The organism is Trichormus variabilis 0441, from assembly GCF_009856605.1.
GTDB lineage: Bacteria > Cyanobacteriota > Cyanobacteriia > Cyanobacteriales > Nostocaceae > Trichormus > Trichormus variabilis.
In genome coordinates this window covers 4,848,145-4,872,502 of record NZ_CP047242.1, presented here as the reverse complement: position 1 = coordinate 4,872,502, position 24,358 = coordinate 4,848,145, and the positions used below count along the sequence as shown (strand labels likewise).

The 24,358-nt window shown below is 42.7% G+C and carries 18 protein-coding genes; 9 read left to right on the top strand and 9 right to left on the bottom strand.

Annotated elements, in window-relative coordinates; all coding sequences use genetic code 11:
* Positions 1-124: 124 nt before the first annotated feature.
* Together GSQ19_RS20055 and cobJ are read left to right on the top strand one after the other, a co-directional pair.
* Entirely contained in the window at positions 125-1,084 is a 960-nt protein-coding gene (locus GSQ19_RS20055; protein ID WP_011319615.1) for an AlbA family DNA-binding domain-containing protein, read from the top strand.
* Positions 1,085-1,160: 76 nt separating this feature from the next.
* A complete protein-coding gene (gene cobJ / locus GSQ19_RS20050; RefSeq protein WP_011319614.1) occupies positions 1,161-2,885 on the top strand; it encodes a precorrin-3B C(17)-methyltransferase in 1,725 nt (574 codons plus the stop codon).
* Positions 2,886-3,465: 580 nt separating this feature from the next.
* On the opposite strand, the gene GSQ19_RS20045 is transcribed toward cobJ, so the two are convergent.
* The 6 genes from GSQ19_RS20045 to GSQ19_RS20020 form a co-directional block, all read right to left on the bottom strand.
* Positions 3,466-4,683 carry an ABC transporter permease gene (locus tag GSQ19_RS20045; RefSeq protein ID WP_011319613.1) on the bottom strand — a complete coding sequence of 406 codons (1,218 nt, stop codon included), beginning with the start codon at positions 4,681-4,683 and terminating at the stop codon, positions 3,466-3,468.
* Positions 4,680-6,149: an efflux RND transporter periplasmic adaptor subunit gene (locus GSQ19_RS20040; RefSeq protein WP_011319612.1), complete on the bottom strand. Its 1,470-nt coding sequence runs from the start codon at positions 6,147-6,149 to the stop codon at positions 4,680-4,682. The genes GSQ19_RS20045 and GSQ19_RS20040 overlap by 4 nt, the downstream gene beginning before the upstream one ends.
* Positions 6,150-6,546: 397 nt before the next feature.
* Entirely contained in the window at positions 6,547-7,221 is a 675-nt protein-coding gene (locus GSQ19_RS20035; protein WP_011319611.1) for an ABC transporter ATP-binding protein, read from the bottom strand.
* Positions 7,222-7,246: 25 nt separating this feature from the next.
* Positions 7,247-8,518, bottom strand: coding sequence for an ABC transporter permease (locus tag GSQ19_RS20030; RefSeq protein WP_011319610.1), 1,272 nt, complete (start codon positions 8,516-8,518; stop codon positions 7,247-7,249).
* Positions 8,519-8,589: 71 nt separating this feature from the next.
* Entirely contained in the window at positions 8,590-10,143 is a 1,554-nt protein-coding gene (locus GSQ19_RS20025; RefSeq protein ID WP_011319609.1) for an efflux RND transporter periplasmic adaptor subunit, read from the bottom strand.
* An 87-nt stretch (positions 10,144-10,230) separates the two neighbouring features.
* Positions 10,231-10,593, bottom strand: a complete 363-nt coding sequence (locus GSQ19_RS20020) for a hypothetical protein (RefSeq protein WP_011319608.1) — start codon at positions 10,591-10,593, stop codon at positions 10,231-10,233.
* Between the two features lie 672 nt (positions 10,594-11,265).
* Here GSQ19_RS20020 and GSQ19_RS20015 point away from each other — a divergent pair.
* Entirely contained in the window at positions 11,266-12,159 is an 894-nt protein-coding gene (locus tag GSQ19_RS20015; RefSeq protein ID WP_011319607.1) for a tetratricopeptide repeat protein, read from the top strand.
* Positions 12,160-12,677: 518 nt separating this feature from the next.
* On the opposite strand, the gene GSQ19_RS20010 is transcribed toward GSQ19_RS20015, so the two are convergent.
* Positions 12,678-13,082, bottom strand: coding sequence for a response regulator (locus GSQ19_RS20010; protein ID WP_010994618.1), 405 nt, complete (start codon positions 13,080-13,082; stop codon positions 12,678-12,680).
* Between the two features lie 226 nt (positions 13,083-13,308).
* Between GSQ19_RS20010 and gyrA the strand changes: the two genes are divergently transcribed.
* The gene (gene gyrA, locus GSQ19_RS20005) at positions 13,309-15,816 is read left to right on the top strand and encodes a DNA gyrase subunit A (RefSeq protein ID WP_011319606.1); all 2,508 of its coding nucleotides are present in this window, start codon (positions 13,309-13,311) and stop codon (positions 15,814-15,816) included.
* A 217-nt stretch (positions 15,817-16,033) separates the two neighbouring features.
* Here gyrA and GSQ19_RS20000 read toward each other — a convergent pair whose 3' ends face one another.
* Positions 16,034-17,719 carry an NAD-binding protein gene (locus tag GSQ19_RS20000; protein WP_011319605.1) on the bottom strand — a complete coding sequence of 562 codons (1,686 nt, stop codon included), beginning with the start codon at positions 17,717-17,719 and terminating at the stop codon, positions 16,034-16,036.
* Between the two features lie 265 nt (positions 17,720-17,984).
* Between GSQ19_RS20000 and GSQ19_RS19995 the strand changes: the two genes are divergently transcribed.
* The 3 genes from GSQ19_RS19995 (at position 17,985) to GSQ19_RS19985 (ending at position 21,693) form a co-directional block, all read left to right on the top strand.
* Positions 17,985-18,743: an ABC transporter ATP-binding protein gene (locus GSQ19_RS19995; protein WP_011319604.1), complete on the top strand. Its 759-nt coding sequence runs from the start codon at positions 17,985-17,987 to the stop codon at positions 18,741-18,743.
* A gap of 303 nt (positions 18,744-19,046) precedes the next feature.
* Complete coding sequence (locus tag GSQ19_RS19990; RefSeq protein WP_011319603.1) at positions 19,047-21,080, top strand: serine/threonine-protein kinase; 2,034 nt, start codon at positions 19,047-19,049, stop codon at positions 21,078-21,080.
* Between the two features lie 307 nt (positions 21,081-21,387).
* Positions 21,388-21,693 (top strand): small RNA NsiR4-regulated ssr1528 family protein, encoded by a 306-nt coding sequence (locus GSQ19_RS19985; protein WP_011319602.1) that lies wholly within the window; start codon positions 21,388-21,390, stop codon positions 21,691-21,693.
* A gap of 52 nt (positions 21,694-21,745) precedes the next feature.
* Here the strand turns inward: GSQ19_RS19985 and GSQ19_RS19980 are convergent, their stop codons facing one another.
* Complete coding sequence (locus tag GSQ19_RS19980; RefSeq protein ID WP_011319601.1) at positions 21,746-23,170, bottom strand: DUF3370 domain-containing protein; 1,425 nt, start codon at positions 23,168-23,170, stop codon at positions 21,746-21,748.
* 230 nt (positions 23,171-23,400) lie between these two features.
* On the opposite strand from GSQ19_RS19980, the gene GSQ19_RS19975 reads away from it, so the two are divergent.
* A complete protein-coding gene (locus tag GSQ19_RS19975) occupies positions 23,401-23,787 on the top strand; it encodes a hypothetical protein (protein ID WP_011319600.1) in 387 nt (128 codons plus the stop codon).
* The gene (locus GSQ19_RS19970) at positions 23,787-24,119 is read left to right on the top strand and encodes a hypothetical protein (RefSeq protein WP_010994610.1); all 333 of its coding nucleotides are present in this window, start codon (positions 23,787-23,789) and stop codon (positions 24,117-24,119) included. Before GSQ19_RS19975 ends, GSQ19_RS19970 begins: the two co-directional genes overlap by 1 nt.
* Positions 24,120-24,358 lie beyond the last annotated feature (239 nt).

Sequence of the window (24,358 nt, the reverse complement as noted above, 5' to 3'; positions counted from 1 at the left end):
CTTATATTTTGAAAATTGGAAAATTATCTTTTTGTTATACTGTCTCTTCTAATGTTTTGTTTATAGGTTTAGACACATAACATCTTTTGACTGCCACATTAAATTAGAATAAAGAAATAATGCTATGAAAGAACCTTGGGATTGGGAAGAGGAAGATATTGAATTACTCATACAAGAAGGAGTTCAAGAAAGCCTTGAGCTTGACTACAAAGCGTGTGAGGCTCTCCAAAAAACTGATGCTAAACGAAGGGAAATTAGTAAAGATGTATCTGCTTTTGCTAACTCAGCAGGAGGCGTAATCATATATGGCGTAATTGAGGAGCATCATCTTCCAATTAAAATTGATGTTGGTTATGATCCCGCAGACATAACAAAAGAATGGCTTGAACAAGTAATCAATTCAAAGATTCAACGTCGTATTGATGGTATCAGGATCAAGCAAATTGAACTAAAGCAAAATAATCCTGGACGCGTTATTTATGTGGTTAACATTCCACAAAGCAAACGTGCGCCTCACATGGCAGATAATCATATTTTCTACAAAAGGTTTAATTATCAGTCGGTTCCGATGGAGGAGTACGAAGTTCGAGATACTGCTAATCGTGCTGATGCTCCTGACTTAGCACTACAATTTTGCATTGAGAACAACTCAGTTAGACTGGATTTTGAAGAAGATGAGAAGTTTTCAAAGCCAATAGCATTGAATGCAATTATCACAAATAAATCTGTAGTCCCAGCAATGTATTATATAGTGCATTTTTATATAGATCAAAGACTTTCAGTTGTGAGTTGTAGTGATTTCACAATGCGCCAAGAACACGATTTAAAAAAAATATATAACCAAGATTTTAAAGTAAATATATATTTACAGAACTATACGGTGCATAGAGGAATAATGCCTGTATGGCGAGAAGTTACAACTCAGATTTGTTTCCCCGATTTTGAAATATCTATTCCAAAAACCAATAATGATATTTCTTATGCTTTAGCTTGGTCACTCGAATCTCTTGGAATGGCGCAGAAGCATGGAGGTGCTTTTCTCTCTGTAAGCAACAATCAAGTCACAATTGTAGATGTTGGATAAGCATATTCCAGGACTTTACATGGTTTGATTTGAAAAATATTAACTACAATTTCAATTCCAAAGCTCAAGAACGCTAATGAACAAGGTTGCACCTGCTGTTGTAGTATTGGGTCAAAATAGTGTCGCACTAGCCCGTAAAATAATGACCGTCTTACCAGGGGCGACACTATACGGTTTAGCAGGACGCACCTCTGGGGTGGATGTTAGCTTGACGAATTTTGGTGAAACACTGCGGGAGTTGTTTGCTGGGGGAACGCCGATAATTGGGATTTGTGCGGCTGGTATTCTCATCAGAACATTAGCACCCTTGATTTCCGATAAACGTCAAGAACCGCCAGTGTTGGCTGTGGCGGAGGATGGTAGCGCGGTTGTGCCTTTGTTGGGTGGACTAAATGGGGTAAATGATTTGGCGCGGCGCATTGGTGAGGCGCTAGAGGTTAAGGCTGCAATTACAACAACGGGTGATATTCGTTTCCGCACGGCTTTGTTATCTCCTCCCCCTGGATATTATTTAGCAAATCCAGACGATGCAAAAAAGTTTATCTCAGATTTGTTAGCAGGGGCGCAGGTAAGATTAGAAGGAACGGCACCTTGGTTAAGTAATAGTCAATTACCTATCGACCCTAAGGGTGATTTAACTATTCTGGTAACTGAACGCTTGGTGACTCCCTCAGCTAATTGTTTGGTGTATCATCCCAAAACTGTAGCGATCGCCATCACTCACCCCTCTGTTACTGTAGAATCCATACAGCAGTTACTTGCTGACGCGGAACTCGCACCCCCATCTATCGCCGCAGTTTTTGCACCTATCACCATCGCCGCAAGTTCAGTAATTGATGCTGTAGCCAATACCTATGATGTCCCGACCCGATTTTTCTCTTCAAGCCAACTAGAAACCTTACTCACAGAAGGTCATAACCTCGCTGAAGCCACTGCACTAACCGCCACAGATAAATCTGGTCAACTAATTGCTTCATCTTCTCATATTGCGATCGCCATTTCCCCCCAACCCATCGACCCCGATACCATCGGTCAACCACGGGGGAGGTTAGCTATTATTGGGACTGGCCCTGGTGGTTCACAATGGATGTCGCCGGAAGTCAAGGACATACTCAAGTCAGCAACTGACTTGGTAGGTTACAAAACCTATCTAGATTTACTTGGTTCCCTAGCTGATGGTAAGCAACGTCATGAGTCAGATAACCGCGAAGAAATTGCCCGTGCAACAATGGCGCTTGATTTAGCCGCTACTGGGCGATATGTGGCTGTAGTTTCTTCTGGCGACCCTGGTATCTATGCAATGGCAGCAGCTGTGTTTGAAGTTCTGGATTATCACTTGAAACCAGAATGGGAAAGCATTAATATTCACGTTGCGCCAGGAATTTCTGCCATGCAGGCCGCAGCAGCCACCATTGGCGCACCCTTGGGGCATGACTTTTGTGCTATTTCCCTATCTGATATCTTAAAACCTTGGTCAATCATTGAACAACGCATTGCCGCAGCAGCCCAGGCTGATTTCGTTATAGCCTTTTACAATCCTGTTTCTAAAGAACGCACTTGGCAATTAACGGCAGCTAAAAATATATTATTGCAGTATAGAAAACCCTCTACACCCATAGTATTGGCGCGGAATATTGGCAGACCAGGACAAACTGTTAAAGTAATCACTCTTGACCAGTTAGCAGCAGATAGCGCCGATATGCGAACCGTGATTTTGATTGGTTCCACACAAACCCGGTCTATTCAGCGTAGTGATGGTAGTATCTCTGTTTATACACCCCGGCGATACACGACAGACTGATGTGATTTATGAAATTACGAAGAGAGGTTGGTAATTGGTGGTAGGTAATTGTTTTACCCATTACCTACCTCCACAGGCATTATTAGTTTTTAACTCGGTAGGATAGTAGTTGTATTTGTGAACGAAGTAAAACCCCAGAACTGGGAAGTTTCTGGGGCTATTAACCTGACCACCTCTACTTTTATAATTTAAAATTTGGGGCGAAATATAAAATTTTGCAGACGTAAATACCCCATTTTTGTCTAACTAATAGCTAGGAAAACTGCTTATTATTCACTATTTAGAAACATCATATAATCGGAAATTTCCGAAAAAAATTCTAAATATGAATTTTATAATGAATGTCGTATATTAATCTCTAATACTGTATTAATAAAAAGGCAAAATTCAAGATATAATTCAGTGATTTATGTCTAAAATTATGATTTTATGGGATTGATTTATGATTTTGGATCAGCAAAAATAAAAGCATCATGATTCAAACATGATTGTAGCCGATTACAGTGACAGAAAGCCTCATAAATGTCTGCATATGCAGGCATTTTTTATTGCCGAAAACTGTAGATGAACTGATCCCATACTAAGCACTTCTCAAGGCTACAATAGGATCAAGTTTAGCTGCACGACGGGCAGGAACCACGCCAAAAAATAAACCGATCGCCCCAGAAATACCCACTGCTGTGGCAATGGCTACAGGAGAAATGGCGGCTTCTAGAGGTGTCAAGGCTGCCACTAACATGATGCCACCAACACCAACACCAGTCCCAACTAAGCCACCAATGGCAGACACAATCACAGATTCAATAATAAATTGCAATAAAATATCTTGTTCTGTCGCGCCAATGGCTTTGCGGAGTCCAATTTCTTGGGTGCGTTCAGTGACGGAAACGAGCATAATATTCATGATGCCGATGCCACCAACAAACAATGATATACCAGCGATCGCCGCTAACATAATTGTCAATGCACTGGAGATTTGTCCGACTGTCTGCAAGGCATCTTTTTGGGTACGGATGGTGAAGTCATCTTCGCCGGTGATTTTGTGGCGTTGTCGCAGTAAGTTGGTAATTTGGAATACGGCTGCATCCACACTCTCGGCATTTTTCGCGGAGGCGACAATAAAAGTTACCTCTAATCCATAGGGAGAGGTGCGTCCCACAATCCGGTTAGCCGTGGTAATGATTGGCACCATTGCCGCATCATCATAATCGACACCAAGATTTGAGCCTTTGGCTTCCAATACACCAATGACTTGAAAGCTAGCATTTTTGATACGTAATTGCTGCCCCACTGGGTTGGTATTTCCAAAAAGTCTTCCAGCTAATTTTGCACCGAGTACCGCAACTTGATTGCTGCGTTTCATATCTATATCGGTAAAAAATCGCCCTCTATCAACATTAAAATCCCGCACTCTTAAGAAGTTGGGATTTGTACCAATAATATTAACGTTGGTATTTCTGTTACTGTAGGTGACTACCTGCCGACTATTTAACTCTACCGTCACGGCGGCGATGGTTGGTACTTGGGTGGCGATCGCTTCTGCGTCCCCTAATACCAGAGTTTTGGGTAATTCGTTAGAGATCCGTTGAGTAGCTTGATTCCCTGGAATGATAAACAGCACGTTTGGGCCTAGTGACTCTAACTGTTGCTGAACAAACCTCTGTCCCCCTTCCCCAATCCCAATCATGGCAATGACTGAGGCGTTACCAATAACAATGCCCAACATCGTCAGGGCGCTACGCAGCTTATTGGACAGCAGGGTTTTCCCTGCCATTTGCATACTTTCTAGGAAATTCATTGATTTGCCTTTTCTTTGGCCTGTTGGATTCTGTAGTCTTGGGGTAAGTCAACAAACACGCGATCGCCTGTTTTCAAGCCAGATAAAACCTGAGTTTGGTCTTGGATTTGTGCGCCAACGGTGACTTCTCGAAACTGGGGTTTATTTTGGGCATCTGGTACTAAGACACCTGTTTTGCCATTTTCTGTGACAATGGAAACTGTCGGTAATACCAGAGCATTATTGACGCGATCGCCCAAGAAAGTTAAATCTACATTTAAGCCAGATCGTAGTTTATCCACTCCCGTATCGATGGCTACCCGCACTTGAAAGGATGTCACACCCTGTTCTATGACTGCTTCCGGGGCAATTAAACGTACACGCCCTTGAAAAACTTCATCAGGATAGGCATCTGCCACAATTTCTACTTGTTGCCCTTGTTTAATGCGGCCAATGTCAGCTTCTGGGACTTGCGCCAAGATTTCTACACCCCTGGCTAACGCCACAATGGAACTAGAAGTTGCAGAAGCACTGGTGGAAGCGGAGGTTGTAGGAGTGACGAAAGCACCCACGTTGGAGTACTTCTGAGTGACTATGCCAGAGAAAGGCGCGCGAATAATCGTATCTGCTAATCTAACTTGGGCGGCTGCTAGCTGTGCTTGGGCTGCTTTCACAGCTGCTTGACGTTGGGCAATTTCTTCGGGGCGGCTACCTTCTTGTGAAAGTACTAATGCTGCCCGTGCTTCGGTGACAGCAGCTTCCTTTGCAGAGATCACCTCACTCCGAGTGCCACTTTGCAATAAGGATAATTGCTTTTGTGCTTCTGCTAAATTAGCTCTCGCACTTTTGTCTTCACTAACGGCTTGATCAAATAATTGTTTTCTCTCTGCCCCTTGGTTAAAGAGATATTGATAACGTTTTACCTGTTCCGATGTGTAATTTACCCTGGCCTGGGCTGCATCAACTTGAGATTGGGCTTTAGCAACTTCTTGGGGACGATTCCCGGCCACAGACTCAGCTAATTGAGCTTGAGCCTGGGCTAGACGCGCTTTAGATTGAGCAATTTCTTGAGGACGATTCCCCGCCCTAGCTTCATCTAACTGGGCTTGGGCTTGGGCTATATTGGCGCGATATTGAGCAATTTGAGCTTCGATCTCACCCACATCCATCCGGGCAATGATCTGTCCTTGCTCCACGCGATCGCCTTGTTCTACATATAACTGCGCCAGCACACCAGGGTTTTTCGGGCTAAGATTCACACTCTGCACCGGCACAACTTTACCACTGGCGGTAATTCTGATAGTGACATTCTTAGCTTCTACCGGAACCGTTAATTGCGTTACATCTTGCTTACTATTTCCCTGTTGAACTATCTTGTAGGTTGTGGCCGAGCCAACTACTAAAACACCAACAGCTGCTAGTCCCACCAGCCAGCGCGCCGGGTATTTAACTTTACCAATCATCGGAACTTCTATGTACGCAGTCATAAGTAGCGGCCTATTAACCTTGGTTCGGGGAGTGGTCAGAGATAAAACGCTTTAGAGCTATAATAAGGTAAATATTTGTTTAAATTCAGTATTTGGACGTAAAATACGTGATATTGTTTCCCTCTCTAACCTAATATTATTCCTGAGTAAATATATATGCCTTCACCTAAATGGGTGAACTCAGGTCATAAAACAGTTCAAATGGCACAATATCTCTACCTGCTACCCCTACTGGACTGCCCAATCTCAAATGTTGCATTATAGTTCTCTTATGGGATGGGCTTCTAGCCCTTCTAGTACAGGCAAGATGACTGCACCACAAAAACTTTTTCCCCGCACTATTTAAGGCTTGCCACGCTAGTTAGTTTGATGATGACAATTGCGTAAGTTCTATTCATTAGGCTGATACGATTAAACCATCTTGAACTCGAATTACTCTTTTAGTTTGAGCCGCAATATCCGGTTCATGGGTAACAATGACAATCGTAATTCCTTGTTGATTTAATTCCGTCAATAAACTCATCACTTCATAAGATGTTTCGGTGTCTAAAGCTCCTGTAGGCTCATCAGCTAAAACTAAAGCTGGTCGATTTACTAAAGCACGAGCAATAGCTACTCGTTGTTGTTGTCCCCCAGAAAGTTGACTGGGACGATTGAGAATCCGTTCTCCCAATCCTACTTTTTTTAATGCTTCTAATGCTCTTTCACGACGTTTGCGTTTAGGTAAGTTAGCGTAAACCATCGGTAGCATCACATTTTCTAAGGCTGTTGCCCGTGATAGCAAATTAAACTGTTGAAATACGAAACCTATGCGTTGATTGCGTATATAAGCTAATTCATCATCGTTATAAGTGGTTAGATTTCTACCTTCAAAAATATAGTGTCCGGCACTAGGACGATCCAAACATCCCATAATATTCATGAGTGTAGATTTACCAGAACCTGACGCACCCATAATAGAAACATATTCTCCTTCTTCAATACCCAGTTGAATACCTTTAAGTATAGGAACGCGGACTTCTCCTAATTGGTAGGTTTTAGTAATAGATTCCATCCAAATCATTGTTGTCATATTAGTAACACTCAGGAATTAATTTTTAATCACTGCGTAAGGCGGTAATGGGGTCTAGCTTGGAGGCATTTCTAGCGGGAATTACTCCGGCAATTAAGCCAACGGTGAGTGAGAGTCCAAAGCCAACAATAATGGAAATCATAGAAATTACAAAGGGAAATTTGAATATAGTAGCGGAGGCAAAAGCAATTAAAATTCCCCCGCCTATACCTATACCGCCGCCAACAATAGAAATGACGATCGCCTCGGCTAAAAACTGATTGAGAATGGCTGAATTTGTGGCTCCTACGGCTTTACGAATGCCAATTTCCCGTGTTCGTTCCACAACGGAGACTAGCATAATATTGGCAATACCTATACCACCAACAACTAGGGAGATACCAGCGATCGCCACTACCATAATCGTAAATAAACCCACTACGTTTGTGAAGGTACTCACAATGTCGGCTTGATTTGTCAGGCGGAAATCATCGGCTTGTGGCGGATAGATATTATGGCGCAAACGTAAAATATTTGTAACTTGAAATTGTGCCGCTTCTAACTGTTCCTGATTACTAGATTTAACTAAAATTCCACTTACCGAAACGCCAGTCAGGGCATTGTTTCCCACCAACCGCTTTGACATACTTGTCAGAGGAATAAATATCTGGTCATCTCTATCCATCGGGCCTTGAGAACCCTTTGGTTCCGTAATTCCAATCACATCATAAGCCTCTCCTTGAATGCGGATTTTCTCACCTATGGGTGTACCACCCTGGCCAAACAATGTTCTCTGGACTGTTGGCCCAATCACTGCAACTTGGGCGGAGGAATCTAATTCTTGTTGAGTAAAATATCTTCCTTCTTGGGGGTGAGTATTTCTCGCTTCTGGGTAGTTTAAATCTGTGCCGTAAATTGTGGTAGAAGTGTTCTCCCCGCCATAAACAACTTGGGCGTTGCGCTGGAGGTAAGCAGAAACAATTTCAGCTGAGGGCGCTTGTTGGGCGATCGCTTTTGCATCTTCCCAAGTTAATGTACTAGTAGAACCTAAACCCTGTCGAACATTGCCACTTCTAGGCGCACCCGCCAAAATTTGTATAACATCTGTTCCCAAAGCTTGAATTTGTTGCTCCACACTCTTCTGCACCCCCTGACCCACGGAAGTAATAGCAATGACTGAAGCAATACCAATGATTACACCCAACATAGTTAACCCTGTGCGTAATTTATTACTCCACAGGGTTTCAGCCGCCATTAATAATATTTCTAGAAATGGGACGGTACGAGTATTATTTTTTTTATAAAAACCCTTAAACATAAATGGGGATTGGGGATTGGGGACTGGGGAAGGTATAATTTACGGACTTTGTGTACAAATTCTCTCTCACCTTAAGGTGCAGCGTTACGCGAACGACCACCGGAAGAACGACCACCACCGCCGCCTACCCCTGGAAAAACTCCTCCTCTTGGTGTTGATTGGGGTCGCATTCCTGGAGGGAAACTGAGCAGGACTCTTTCGTTACCTTTCAAGCCAGATTGGACTTCAGTAAAACTATTAACAGTCGCTCCAGTTTTAATCGGAGTAAAAACTGGTCGGTTATTGGCTCCTGAGACAAAAACACCTGTGGCATTTTCCCGGCGCACAACTGCGGCTGTGGGTACTACTAAAGCATTATCTAATTGACCAGCTTGGAATTCTGCTGACACATTCATCCCCGATCGCAATAATCTTTGAGAATCGCTCAATGATACTTTGACCTGAAAACTGGTGACATTCTGCTCTACTGTGGCTTGAGCAGCAATCTGACTGACTTTACCTTCAAAGGTTCTACCTGGATAGGCATCTGCGGTAATTGTCACTTTTTGACCTAACCGGATTTTGGCAATATTCGATTCAGATAAATTGGCTACAACTTCATTACGTGAGGCTAACGCCAAAATTGAAGAAGAGGTGGCGGAAGAAACAGCACTTCCTGAGGTTGTGGGTGTAACAAAAGCGCCTGGATCAGCGTATTTTTGGGTCACAATACCATCAAATGGCGCACGCAGTACGGTGTCATTGATTTGCGCTTGGGTATTTTGTAGGGAACCACGGGCAGATGTTACCTGCGCTCTGGCTGCATCAATATCTTCTCGGCGGTTCCCCGCTTTTAGCAGCGCCAAGGCTTCCTGTCTCTGTCTGACTGTCGCCCTTGCTTGCTCGATGTCTTCTTGGCGTGAGCCGGCTTGTTGTAAGGCCAATGCTTGCTGGGCTTCATTGACTTGGGCTTGAGCGCTATCGCGTTCTGTACGTTTTTGATTGACGACTTGTAGAGCGATCGCCCCGTCATTATAAAGTTGCTGATTCCGGCGTAAATCGTCTTCTGCTTGAGTTAAGCTGGCTTGTGCGCTTTTTAAGCGTGCTTGGGCTTGAGCAATATCCTGTGGTCGATTACCTGTCTCTAGCTTACGTAAGTTTGCCAAGGCTTCATCTAACTGAGCCTGAGATTGACCGATATCCTGAGGACGATTCCCCGCTTGTACCTTTTGCAAGTTTGCCTCAGCTTGAGCTAACTGCCCCTGTGCAGAGATCAGTTGTCCTCGCAAGTTGGAATCATCCATGTAGGCTAAAACTTGCCCTTGTTTAACAACATCCCCTTCCTTGACTAGCAATTGTTTGAGTATGCCAGAATTCTTCGGGCTGAGGTTGACTGACCGTTCAGGTTTGACGGTTCCATTTGCGGAAACTGTAATTGGTAGAGTCTGCCTTTCTACAGCCTGTGTAAGTACCCTGCTTCTAGCTTGCTGACGAGGAACTACTGTTAATTGGTAATAAATTGCGTAGCCGATACCACCCACAATCCCTAAGACAATCAGCCAAGAAAGCCAATTGATTTTAGCTTTTTTCTTGGTCTGTGGCAGCAATATTGATGAATCTACGGGGTGTGTTGTCTCAGTTGTCATTTGCACTCCGTTGTTAAAAAATTTAATACAGAACTAGTAAATCAATACTAGTTCTGTAGGTTTCTAGACTTTAAATAAAATTCAAGACTACAGTCTTACTAGGACTCCATTAGGTAACCTAACGCTACCATCTCTTAGCCTGACAATGCTTCTAACAGGAACAATTTCCTGACTAGGAAGAACGATATCACCATTAGGTAGTCTCCAATAACCTTGATTACGCAGTCTGACTAGTCTGTTACCAGGAATAACTTGCCCATTAGGAAGCCTATAAGCGCCATTACGGAGTCTGACTACTCGCTGGTAAACTGGTCTTTGGTAAACTGCTCTTCTTTGGTTTACTTCTCTATTGTTATATCTGCTTCCAGCATTGGCAGGAGTAGCCAAAAGCATAGGAGCAAACATGACGACAGCAGCTAAAAATATAGTGGCACGATTTTTTTTCAACATAATATTTTCTTCTTGTTTGTGCTGATGTTGCTGTTTGTTTAGGTTCAGGCGTTGGGAATTTGCCAACCTATATCAGCAATTATCAGCCAGGCAGACTAGATTTCATAAGTGACAAAAGTCATTAGTATTTGCTCATTTATCTATGACTATAGTCACAACCATCGTTGATTTTTTATCTACTGCTAGAGTTAAAATAAATCATTTTTCTGCACTACATAAGTTGATAATTACCTGAAAAACCGGGAATTAAACAGGTGAGAAGTTTTGCCATTATTTATTAATAAATATGAATTATCCGTAATTTGGGGTGATGAGATTGACCTAAATTATGAGGCGGATGAGTAAAATTGTGTAGCTTTTATGTAAGCACTTGGCGTTGTTTTAATACTGATAATTATCTAATGCCTAACATAGTTTCAAAGCGGATATAAGAATGCGATTTGATTGATGATTGAACAAACGTAACTATCTGTAAGCAATGCCCACCTTACTTCCATAACATTTCAGCCCCCAATCCCCAGTCCCCAATCCCCAATCCCCAATCCCCAATCCCCAATCCCCAATCCCCAATCCCCAATCCCCAACATTCCCCTTGTTCGCGCAAACGACTGTAACATTTACCTGCCGCCTTAGGCGGAGATCGTTTAAGCTAGCTGAAAGATTATTTGATTTATGGCTCAAGAGGGCGGTAGTGTGCCTAAACACGTTAGTTTGATTTCTCTTCTGGTTGTCTGTGGTTTGTGGAGTATGCCCCAAGCAGCTCATGCACAGGCGTTGATACCTCATACATTGCAACTAGATCCAGCAAAGTTGGAAAAGCAAGGGTTGAGTTTAGCCCAAGAAGCGGCTCAACTGGGGCAGTTCCAGCAGTATGAATTGGCTTTAGCAAGAGCAAAATTGGCCAGCCAGTTAGCTCCTGGGAATGATAAAGTGTGGTTTCTCTTGGGTGGTTTGCAGTTGCAAACTAAAAATTTTGATGGAGCGATCGCATCTCTCAATAGATCAAAAACAATCAATCCCAAGAATGCTGATGTCTTGTTTGCTTTAGGCTCGGCTAATTTTCAACAAAAAAAATATCAAGTAGCTATTGAACATTACCAAGCTGGTTTGGCATTGAAACCCAACGAAGCAGATGGATTGTTTGATTTAGGAAACGCCTATTACATGATAGGACGATTGCCAGATGCGATCGCTCAATACAATAAAGCTGTAGCCCAAGATAAAAAATTCTGGCCAGCAATTAACAATATTGGCTTAATCAGCTACGAACAAGGTAACGTGGACGAAGCCATTAAGCGATGGCAATCTGCTGTTGCCATTGATAAACAAGCCGCAGAACCATTGCTAGCTCTAGCAGTGGCTCTGTATACCAAAGGCGATCGCCAACAGGGTATATCTTTAGGAGAAGCCGCACTCCGGATTGATCCGCGCTATGCCAGCATAGATTTTCTCAAAGAAAATTTGTGGGGCGATCGCTTATTGTCTGATACAAAACAATTCTTGGAATTACCGCGCATCCAAGCAGCTTTAGGACAGCGAGAAAGCGCACCTACTCCTAGACAGTGAAATTAGGGGTGTAGGGGTATGAGGGTGTACGGGTATGGGAGTGTAGGGGTATGGGAGTGTAGGGGTGTAGGAAATTGGTGAGACCAATAACTTAACGTGAGTTCGACGAATACAAAAACCCCTCTCCAAACCTCTCCCCTGCAAGGAGAGAGGCTTTAAAACCCTATTTTTTGTTGACATTTTAGCTCTTTACTCCCCTCTCCGCGTCGGAGAGGGGCTGGGGGAGAGGTCGAAAAAGACTTGTCGAACTCACGTTAACTATTAACTTGATTCACTCGCTGAATATACTGAGTTCTGCCAATAGTTGTCAAGAAAGGCAGAGACCAGTACCCGGAGACATAAAGCCAGGCAGAAGAGATTGATTTCTCTTCAACCCCTAAACCCCTACACCCCTACACCCTTACACCCCTAACCACTTGCTTATTATCCATGTTTATAGTACGTTTATACTATAAAATTGGGAACCATCACCCAATCTTTTTTTTGAGTGATGGTTCCTGAAAAAATTTATAAAGCGTTCAGTGGTTGTCACTGGGGAGAAGAGCTATGATTTGGTCAACGAATTGCTGGTGGTCTACAACGGGCTTAGAGATGTAGCCATCAGCACCACTCAGCCGGAGAAAGTTCTCGCGATCGCCTTCCATAGCGTGTGCTGTGACGAGAATTACTGGTAAGTTTGCTGTTTGGGGGTCAGACTTTAACATTTGTGTAATCTTGATCCCATCCACAGATTTGCCTTGATAAACACTCCTAGATAGAGAAACATCCATTAGAATTAGGTCTGCCTCTCCTAACTGAGCAATTTTCATCACCTCATCTACATTTTCAGTATGTTTCACGCCTAAGCCACCGCGCTTGGTCAAAATTTTGGAAAATACACGAGCATTAATTAGATCGTCTTCGACAATCAAAACAGTTTTCATGAGAATTTTATTTATAGAGGTAATGGGATGACAATCTGAATAAACACAGTTGTCTAGCTTATTTTTAGTATCAATATGCTTTGCTGTCATCAAGGATAATACTACGGCTTTTTATCCGGTGATCATCAATATTGTGTTATGAATCCCATTTCATCCGTTATGCTGTGTTTGCTGCCGTGTTTAGTGCAAGCGACTTTTATGTAATTCAATCTCAGGGAAAAAACTCATGGCAAAACAGTTAAACCTTCTCTCCACGGGACAGGTAATCACAACAGCCCTGCACACAGAGATGCAACGGTCTTATCTCGAATATGCCATGAGTGTGATTGTTGGCCGAGCATTACCAGATGTTCGTGATGGCTTAAAGCCAGTTCATCGGCGGATTTTATATGCCATGCACGAACTTGGTTTAACCCCCGATAGACCATACCGGAAATGCGCCCGTGTGGTGGGGGATGTGCTGGGTAAATACCACCCTCATGGCGATCAAGCTGTTTATGATGCTTTGGTGAGGCTGGTGCAGGATTTTTCCAGCCGTTACCCTTTACTTGGTGGACATGGTAATTTTGGCAGCGTCGATAATGACCCACCGGCGGCGATGCGTTACACAGAAACGCGTCTAGCTCCCATTAGTCATGAGGGAATGCTGACAGAAATTGGTGAAGAAACTGTGGAATTTGTGGGTAACTTTGATAACTCCCAACAAGAGCCGACAGTATTACCTGCTCAGTTGCCGTTTTTATTGCTGAATGGTTGTTCAGGAATTGCGGTGGGGATGGCGACAAATATTCCCCCGCATAATTTAGGGGAAATAGTTGATGGTTTGATTGCCCTCATTGACCAACCAGATTTAGCTGATGAAAAATTATTAGAGTTGATACCGGGGCCAGACTTTCCCACTGGTGGGGAAATAGTTGGTGAGACTGGGATTCGGGAAGCTTATATCACGGGTAAAGGTGGTATTGTCCTGCGGGGTGTGGCTACCGTTGAGGAAATTCCTGGCGGTAGGGGAAGTAAACGCCGGATGGCAATTATCGTCACGGAATTGCCTTATCAGGTGAATAAGGCTGGCTGGATTGAGAAAGTCGCGGAATTAGTCAATCAAGGCCGCCTGCAAGGAATTTCTGATCTGCGGGATGAAAGCGATCGCGAAGGGATGCGGGTTGTGATTGAACTCAAACGGGATACCAATCCCCAAGAAGTTCTCCAGCATTTGTATCATCAAACAGCTTTGCAAACTAACTTTGGGGCAATTCTTTTGGCTATTGTTGAGGGACAACCCCGCCAGTTAAGTTTGCGGCAATTGTTACAAGAGTTTTTGAATTTTCGAGAACACACCCTCAATCGTCGCTACAGTTATGAGTTGGGTAAAGCAGCCAGCAGATTAAACACCGTCGAAGGTTTACTCAAAGCCTTATCTAACTTAGATGAGGTCATCGAAATTTTGCGACAAGCACCCGATGGAAGTACGGCGAAAGTTACCCTGTGTAGCCAACTAGATTTGAGTGAAGACCAAGCAGATGCAATTTTGTCCATGCCATTGCGTCGCCTTACCAGTTTAGAACAACAGAACTTACAGCGTGAGTTTGGGGAACTGAGCGAACAGATCACTTTGTTGGATCGGTTATTAAGCGATCGCAAAGAATTACTCAAGGCGCTGAAAAAAGATTTGCGATCGCTCAAACGAAAATACGGCGATCCTCGACGCACAAAGTTAGGCGCTAAAAGTTTGGAGGAACTACCCAAAAATAAAAAGGCTGATAAACACAATAGTTCTGCCAAAACAGATGAAGATACAGAAAATCTTTCACCTTTAGAACCTGCGGAAGAAGCGATTTTAGAGATTACCCATCGCGGATACCTACGCCGGATTCAGCCAGGGAAAAAATCTAAGGTGGAAAATGGTCTGCTAGAACATGACTTCATTATCCAAACCAACATCACCGACACCCACAAAGAATTATTAGTACTCACCAACGGCGGTAAACTCTACCCAGTGAAAGTGGGAGACATTCCCCTAACTACTGGACGTTCACCAAGGGGAACACCATTGATTACCATGCTAACTACCACAGCCCAAGGTAATCAAGAACCCGTAGTCAGCCGCCTTTTACTACCAGAAAATTTGGCGGCGCAACAATTAATTCTCTTAACTAAGCAGGGAAGAATTAAACGCCTATCGTTGGAAGAATTAACTAACTTGACTCGTCGTGGTGTAACGATTTTAAAACTCAAAGATGATGATGAATTACTCTTAACTCAGTTCAGTAAAGCAGGACAGCACCTAATTTTGGCTAGTTCTGGGGGACGATTGTTGAGATTCTCTGCCAATGATGAACAACTACCAATTATGGGTAGGACGGCGATGGGTTTACAAGCATTCCGGTTGCTGAGAAATCAGTGTATGGTTGGTTGCGTGAATGCAGCACAAGCAGAGTATTTATTGTTAGTCACTGAGGAAGGATACGCGAAACGCTTACCAGTCAATCAGATCAAGTCAGCAAATCGAGGTGACTTAGGTACACAATCCATGAAATTTGTCAATAAAACCGATAATCTCGCGGCTATGGTAGGGGCAAATACCTCTAGTGAAGTGGCATTACTTACCAATAGAGAGCGAGTAGTGCGGATATCCACAGACACAGTACCGATATTGCCCAGAGATGGTAAAGGTGAAACCATCCTCCAACTCAACCGCGATGAAAAAGTGATTGCAGTTGTGGAAGTGCGATAAGTTTAGGGATTAGGGACTGGGGATTAGGGACTGAGTGCTGGAAGAATGAAAAGTGTCCCACCTTCTCTAATCCAATACGTTTCGGTTAAGGGATTTCTTGGTTAAGGCAGGCAGGGGAAGTCAGGGGAGAAGAGAAGCAGAGGAAGAGAAAAATTATGAAAATAAACTCCTTTCCTCCCCTGCTTATCCGAAGCGTATTGTTCCCCAATCCCTCAAACTAGGCATTACACGCCCGTTCGTCACGCCACAATTTATATAGCTGATTTGCTGGCATTGTTAAATATAAAACATCGCCTTCCCTCAGGTATGTTGCTAATAAGTTCCAGCCGTGAACCCTTTGACCATTAGCTTCTACATATAAAGGCACAAAGTCAGCCGACATGGCTATATCTTTGACCACATGACCACAAAAAGGATGTGACGGCGTAATTAAAGTGGCAAATGCTACCCAAAGTTTATCTGCGGTGATGCCGTTACCCAAAATACGTCCGCCCAAAGCCGCCGCCGCAAAGGCTGGTGCTGCCAATTCTGCTGAACTTAATACCGCTTCAAAGTCAAATACTTGTTGCGCTATACCTGCAAAATCAGGGTCGGCATAGTGGACAATTACGGGAATCTTAGGGGCTAAACCTTTAGCTTTTAGGGCGATCTCTAGGTTAGTAGCATCATTATTGGTTACAGCTAGCACGGCGGCCGCAGAATCTATATTGCTGGTTTTGAGGGTGGTACGGAAACTGGCATCGCCTTGAATTACGGGAATACCTAACCCACGTACAGAATTGACGTATTTATTGTTGGAGTCAGTTTCAATCACTACCACTTCATAACCACTGGTATGAAGTTGCTGAACAATTTTACTACCAACACCGCTTAAACCACAGACAATATAGTGATGACGCAGGGGAATCCGGGCTGCATCCCAAAACTGCTTGAAGCGTGTACCCAGAATAAAATCTGTGATCATGGCATACCAAATACCAATTACCACAGCGCCAACCAGCATCATAACCACAGTGAATAATTTGATACTGTTGGGAGCATTTTCCGCTACCTTGTCATTGCCACCTGCACCAGTAATCATACCTACAGAAAAATAGAGCGCATCAACCATAGATAAGCTCAATTCAGTAGACATATAGGTGAGGGTAGCAATTATAACGATCGCCAGTAAAACGATCGCCCCCACAATTATCGATTGTCCATGTTGCTGAAATTGCCGTAAACTAGTGAGAACTTTCAGGCATTTTTTGATTAAGGATCGTCTGTTAGAACGGATACGGGGCTGGATACCCACGATTAAGCGATCGCCTATTCTTAAGTGTTGTCCAGACAGTACCGCCGATACCAAACTCATCTCCCCTTCCACAGGTAAGTAATAAATCGGCATCCGTGTCGGACACTCCCACAGGTCACTTAACTTACGACCAAGCCAAGGATGATTTTCATCAATATACTCTTCTTGGACAGGCCAAGTCTGCTCATATAACTTGATCTGCCCAATTGCTTGATTTCCTAAAGCAGCAAAAGTAAATAATGGTGCGGCTAATCCAATCACACTCATACTCAGGTGTTCTGGCAGAGTTTGATCTAGGCGATCGCCTAAATTAATATTGTAAAAGCGGTTAATAATCCGAATATGCGGATTTAGCACCCTTGCCTGCATCATAATCGACAAATTTACAGCATCATCCGAGCTAGCAATCACCAAAGTTTGTGCTTGATGAATCCCTGCGGCTGCTAAGGTAGCAGCCGTTTGTAAATTGCCAATAATTACATCTCCCCCAGCTTCGCCAGGGATGGGTTTGTGATGAATACCTACTACAAACGCACCTTGCTGTCTCAGCAAACGGAAGATTTTATATCCAGTTCGTCCTAAGCCACAAACAATAATTCGAGGTTTCATGTGACAGCAGCATCGTTTATAGGTAGGGCTGCACTTCTATTGATTAATCAACATTGTGGCTTAATTGCATCCGGCATAACTGTAACTGAAAACACGTTACGCTGGGGATTGGGGATTGGGGGTTAGGGATTGGGGATTGGGGATTGGGCAGAAATTTGTGGAGTTATTTAAAAAGTATTATTGCTAACATAAAAGTCTTACACATATCACTACCTATTCCCAACAGCAAGAGTTAATTTACCAATTACCAATTACCCATTTACCCATGTCAAACACAATTTCTCTTACCGATTCCCTCGTTCCTCATCCTGCACCACAGTCAGCAATTATTCGCCTAGAAAATATTTTTAAAGTTTATGGTATTGGGGAAACTGAAGTTAAAGCCCTCAATGATGTGAATTTGGTAATTAATGAGGGTGAGTATTGTTCCATTATGGGGCCTTCGGGTTCTGGTAAATCCACAGCGATGAATATTATTGGCTGTTTGGATCGTCCTACAGAAGGACATTATTATTTAGATGGTCTGGATGTGGCGCAAATGAATGATAAAGATTTGGCGCATATCCGCAACAGAAAATTGGGGTTTGTGTTTCAACAATTCCATTTGTTACCCCAACTATCGGCTTTAGAAAACGTTATGCTACCGATGGTTTATGCTGATGTTACCCCCAATGAAAGACGCGATCGCGCCACAGAAGCTTTGATTCGTGTAGGCTTAGAAAAACGCCTCAACAACAAACCTACTCAATTATCTGGTGGACAACAACAAAGAGTAGCGATCGCCCGTGCCATTGTCAATCGTCCCGTCGTCCTCTTAGCAGATGAACCAACAGGCGCACTTGATTCCCGCACTACCCAAGAGGTGTTGGATATTTTTACCGAATTAAATAGCGGTGGAATTACAGTAGTTATGGTCACGCACGAACCAGAAGTTGCTCGGCAAACCAAACGCATTGTATGGTTTAAAGACGGTCAAGTAGTTCATTCCCACATGACACCTGCTGATTTAACAGATGGCTTTTAAATTTTCAAGTCATGGGTTAGTATATCTTTTCCCCCTGCTCCCTGCTCCCTGCTCCCCTGCCTCTTCCCAATCCCCAATTCAATTCGGAATATTCTATAATCTGGAGAATAATAAATTATCAAGCTCTCCAAGTTTTGCTGTAATGAGCAAGACTGTTCAGCATTTACCAGGATTTACGATATAAAAGCGCCCCAAATTCCTCAGCCAGCGTCGTCTACCAAACGTATGTGAGAGCTACTCTTCACCAAGGGAATTTCGGGACAAAGTTCCTATACATTTTCATGCAGCCGCGCCTGTCAGAACATGATCTGCTGCTTAAATCCAGATTGCCTAAATCCATTAAATGCTGATGGAAAAAAGTCGTGTCAAAGTTGTGGTACTACCTTAGTACCGCTTTTGAGGAATCGTTTTCGTGTTGTGCGAGTACTTTCTGATGAGGGGGGATTTGGCAGAACTTATCTATCAGAAGATAAAGATAAATTAAATGAACCTTGTGTTATTAAGCAACTAGCACCAAAGTTTCAAGGTACTTGGTCACAAAAAAAAGCTGTGGAGTTATTTGCTGAGGAAGCCAAGCGCTTACAAGAACTCGGCGAACACCCCCAAATTCCCACCTTGATGGCTTATTTTGAGCAAGACAACTGTCTGTATTTGGTGCAGCAGTTTATTAATGGGCAAAATCTCCTCAAGGAGTTGCAGCAGCGTAAGAATTATCGACCAGGGGAAATTCAAGCAATTTTACTAGATTTACTGCCTGTTCTTAAGTTTATTCACGATCGCGGTGTGATTCATCGAGATATCAAACCGGAAAATATTATCCGGTGTCGCACCGATGGGCGATTAAATCTCATTGACTTTGGTTCATCTAAACAATTAACCGCCAAAGTACAGAATTTTGGCACATCCATTGGCTCACATGGTTACTCACCACTAGAACAAATTCGGGATGGTAAGGCTTATGCTGCTAGTGATTTGTTTGCCTTGGGGGCTACCTGCTTTCACCTCATAACTAGTGTTTCGCCATTCCAATTGTGGATGGAACACGGTTATAGCTGGGTGTCCAATTGGCGGCAATATTTACGCAGTCCCTTAACGCCTGAATTAGATTTTGTGCTGGACAAGCTGCTGCAAAAAGACCTCAAGCACCGCTACACATCGGCTGATGAAGTTATTAAAGATATCACTCCCAAACAGCCCCTCGCTTTACCAGCCGCCGGCCAGACTTCTGGAAAAATCCCTGTACCTCAGACGACATATTTATCTAAGTCACCCAAGAAATATTCCCTACTAAGAAGTGTAGTCTTGCTTAGTGCTTTAGTTTTGCTATTTGGTTTTAGCGAATCTTGGTTTAGCCAATATCTACGGATTTACAGCAGTTTATCCGCCAGATTAACTCAGAATAAGGCTGGTGAAGTGGTTTTAGCACAGCCCCACAAAACAACTTTGAGAACTATTTCTCTGGCTAACACTCTTCCCAGTGACGAAAACGCGTTTGTTTCCCTCGCTATTAGTCCTAATGGTCAAATCATAGCTAGCTGTGGTAGCGATCGCTCCATTAAAATTTGGCAGTTAGCTACAGGTGAAGATATTTCTACCTTGAACGGACACTCCCGAAAAGTGAATGCTGTAGTTTTTAGCCCAGATGGGAAAACTTTAGTTAGTGGTAGTGACGATAACACTATCAAAATCTGGAATCTGAAAACTGGGCAAGTAATTCGCACCATAACAGGACATAGCGATGCAGTTCATACCCTCGCCATCAGTCCCAATGGCAAAACCTTAGTTAGTGGTAGTGATGATAACACCGTTAAAGTCTGGAATTTAAATACAGGAAGATTGATAAATACTCTTACCGGACATACATTTTGGGTGCGTTCCGTTGCTATTAGTCCCGATGGTGTGAATATTGCTAGTGGCAGTTTTGATAAAACTGTGAAAATTTGGAACTTAGAAACGGGAAATTTAACTCACACACTGGCGGGAAATGGCGAAACAGTGACATCAATCGCCTTTAGTCCCGATGGTAACACTCTTGCCAGTGCCAGCCGCGATCGCACCATTAAAATTTGGAAGGTAGGCGCAGGTACCAGAGTCCGTACATTAAAAGGTAGTACAGAAACAATTACATCAATTGCCTTTAGTCCAGATGGTAACACTCTTGCTAGTGCCAGCCGCGACCAGACTATCAAGTTGTGGAATTTGGAAACTGGTGAGGAAATTCGCACCCTAGAAGGACATGAAAATACTGTGACAACCGTCGCCTTTACTCCTGATGGGGCAAACCTAGTTAGTGGTAGTGAAGATAACACTATGAGAATTTGGCGTATTGGTAATTGATTTACCTATTTTTTATTCATACCGTGTTGGTGTCATCATCGGTGAACCCGATTAAATGAGTAATGAGTAAATGGTCATTACTTATTACTTAAAGAACGCGAAAAATAATAGCAATTTGAAAAAAGAATGCGATAGATATACAGCCCCAAACTCTCGTCCTGTCTTCATTTTGAATTTTGAATTTTGAATTTTGCGGAAAGTTCTGTAGGCGGGTTTCCCGCCGTAGGAAACTTTTCAAGACGAATTTTGAATTGGAGCGAAGCGACTTGACTGGTAAAATATACCTATAAAATTAGAATAAATTATCATGACTGCTGAAACTAACGTAGCCAATTCTGATACGAAAGGTGCTGATGCTATTGATGAAGCGATCGCTAAAGGTATCGATTTTGATGGTACACCTATTCCCCCTGTGAAGCTAGAACTATATCACAAAGTCATGGCCTTGGAAGCAAATAGACAGCGTAGTGGTGTATCTAATACTATGCGATCGCGCATCATCCGTATTGGCGCAAAACATATTCCTCAAGCAGAACTTGATCAATTACTGATAGAAGCAGGCTTTGCACCCCTGAAAGAAAAAGATATTGCCTTTTTCTACGGCGGTAAGTAAGTTTGGGCGTAGGCTAGGCCTACGCTTGTCATATTTTATTTAGATAAAGCGGCTAATTATTAATTGACGAAGTTCTTACAGTCAAAATCTGGGGTGGTGTGGAATCTGGTGGATAAATTACATCTACCTGCACATTGCGTCTACTTGATGGTGGCATAACAAGTTGTACTAATGGTTCTAAAACCTGTCCGGTTCTATGCCATAAATGTACGTAACGCGTCTTTTGTTTTCCCTGGTCATCAAAGTAACGTAGCCTGACTGTACCTCGGAAAAAGGGAAAGTCTAAGGAAGGTTTACGAAAGCGTACACCACCTTGAGATAACTTATCTTCCTTTAAGGGTGTTTCTAAAGTAATAGTCACCTTTTGCGTTTGGTTAGTGTTATTCTTCAAGGGCAAGTTGAGGTTATATTCCACACCGTAATTACCATGCGCTTCATATGCCGTATCAGGATAGCGCACCAGCATCTTAGCTGTTTGGCTTTGTCCTGTACCCAATCGACCACCACGCAGAGTTACTATAGGGTAAGAAATGCCTTTGCCGACTTGGGGTATGGTGAGAGTTGTTGCCTGGGGATTATCAGTGAGAATGGCTTGCCATTGGGAACCTTGAGAAACGCCAGCCACACGACCATAAATCAACGCCCCACTGGTAGCATTGGGTGGAGTAGGCGTTTTATCCCGTGGCCCAGCAAAGTTACCATTATTGAGTAAAGCTTGCCATTCAGCCATAGTAGGCGCACGGTCAGAACCATCAGTATTTTTTTTAGCAAACATCGCCAAGCTTGCTGTGTAAATTTTATCGCTACTCCGCAAACGCAAAAAACTTGAGCGACCATTGACAGGCTTTGCCAAATTCCGTACAGGAATAGGATGATTCAGCAACATCCGGCTTTGTCCAGGGGGAATCACCAACTTAGCGGGAAAATCAGCCTGTCTCACACCCCGCAAAACATCAGCAACAGCCCTAGCCCCTGGCCCTGAGTAGGCTTTACCATCGTTGTTTTCTATGTAGGGGGGTAAGGTGACAAAAGGTGCATCCTGCATCAGATAACTGGCTGCTTGTAAGACATCGACTGTCACAGGTTTTTTCCCAGGATTATTGACAATTACCCCCAGGTAAAGCGTTTGTAAATCCTTAGGTGTGTGGGTGTAATGGTGGGCAAATAAATCAAACCGTCCCTGAAAAGGAAAATTGAGGTGTGCTGTTGGTGTTTTTTTACCATTTGTGGGAAAAGTAGACAGCAAAATTCCTTCACTCTTTACCCACTCTGGACTATTACTGTTAAATACAGGGATGTTATCTAACTTTCCTGGTAAAGCCCTAATTTCCCCTGGCTGTACAACAATTTGAGGTTCTGGCTTCGTCGAAGTTTGGGCAACGACAGAATCATCTGGATTATTTGCACAACCGATAGTTTGAGTAAGAGTAAGTCCTAATACGAGTATGAGTAAAGGGGAAAATACTGTATTTGGCATAAGAGATGTGGTGTTAAATACAACTGATTATCACTACAAATTTATGTATACTAATTTCTGAGGGCGATCGCTGTTTTTATGCAAGTATAATTAACGTAGTGAGTAACATATAGTTATAAATCTATCCATATCATTACCTTTCCAGATAAATAGCTTGGGAATACTCAATTTTTTATCGTTATAGGTTAAATTTGAAATTAGTTTAGTGTTTCAGGTCTGGAATCAGTTAAATGGAAATACTTATTGAGTCCACAAAAGAATTTGAACACGATTTAAATAAGTTTAATAATAAAGAAAAATTTAAAATAGTTAAAAAGCTTAATCGCTACGTTGAGTTATTATCGAAAAATAAAAAGTTATTGGAAAATCAAGCTTTTAGATTAAAAGATATCAAACTTGATGCAGATTATGAATCTTCTCTTTACGCCTTGATTATCGATAAAGATGTCAGATTAATAATTACTATTGACGACGATCCAATTTTTGACGTGACGGTAATAACGTTATTTAGAGTAGTCCATACTGAAGACGCTTCAAAAGCTTACAATTCAATAGCTGAATCTCTCTATCACGATTTTAGTGTGAAAAATCAAGAACTTGAGGTTCACTCCAACTGATGTCACGGATTAAGCCACTTTTAGATGAGCATGGTGTCATTCATGAGGCTATGGATATCTTACCTGATCATCTAAAAATTGATTTTCTAGAAGCTTTGGCAGAACTAGAAGATCATGAATGTCATCGAACTAGAACTTTTCCTAAAACTAGACTCCGTAAAGTCAAAGGTATCAAACAGGCAATATATCGTGCTGATATCGATAAATTATCAGGATGGCGACTTCATCTTCAGTATATTGAGGGTAAAATTCATTTAAAAGATATTATCGATGGTCAACGTCATGATGATGTTATTGAAGTAATTAAATCAAAAAAGCATAGGTATGATTAGTCATTATGTTTAAGTAAATTATTGGTAGAGGGTGGTAATTGGTCTAAGAGGATGTTTGAAAAGTCATATGCTTGGTAGCAAAACATTTTAGATCCCCCTAAATCCCCCTTAAAAAGGGGGACTTTGATTCATTTTCCCCCCTTTTTAAGGGGGGCTAGGGGGGATCAATGAGTGCTTAAAATCACAGCCAATCACTTTTCAAACAACTTCTAAGTGCATCCATTGTATAATGCCGCATA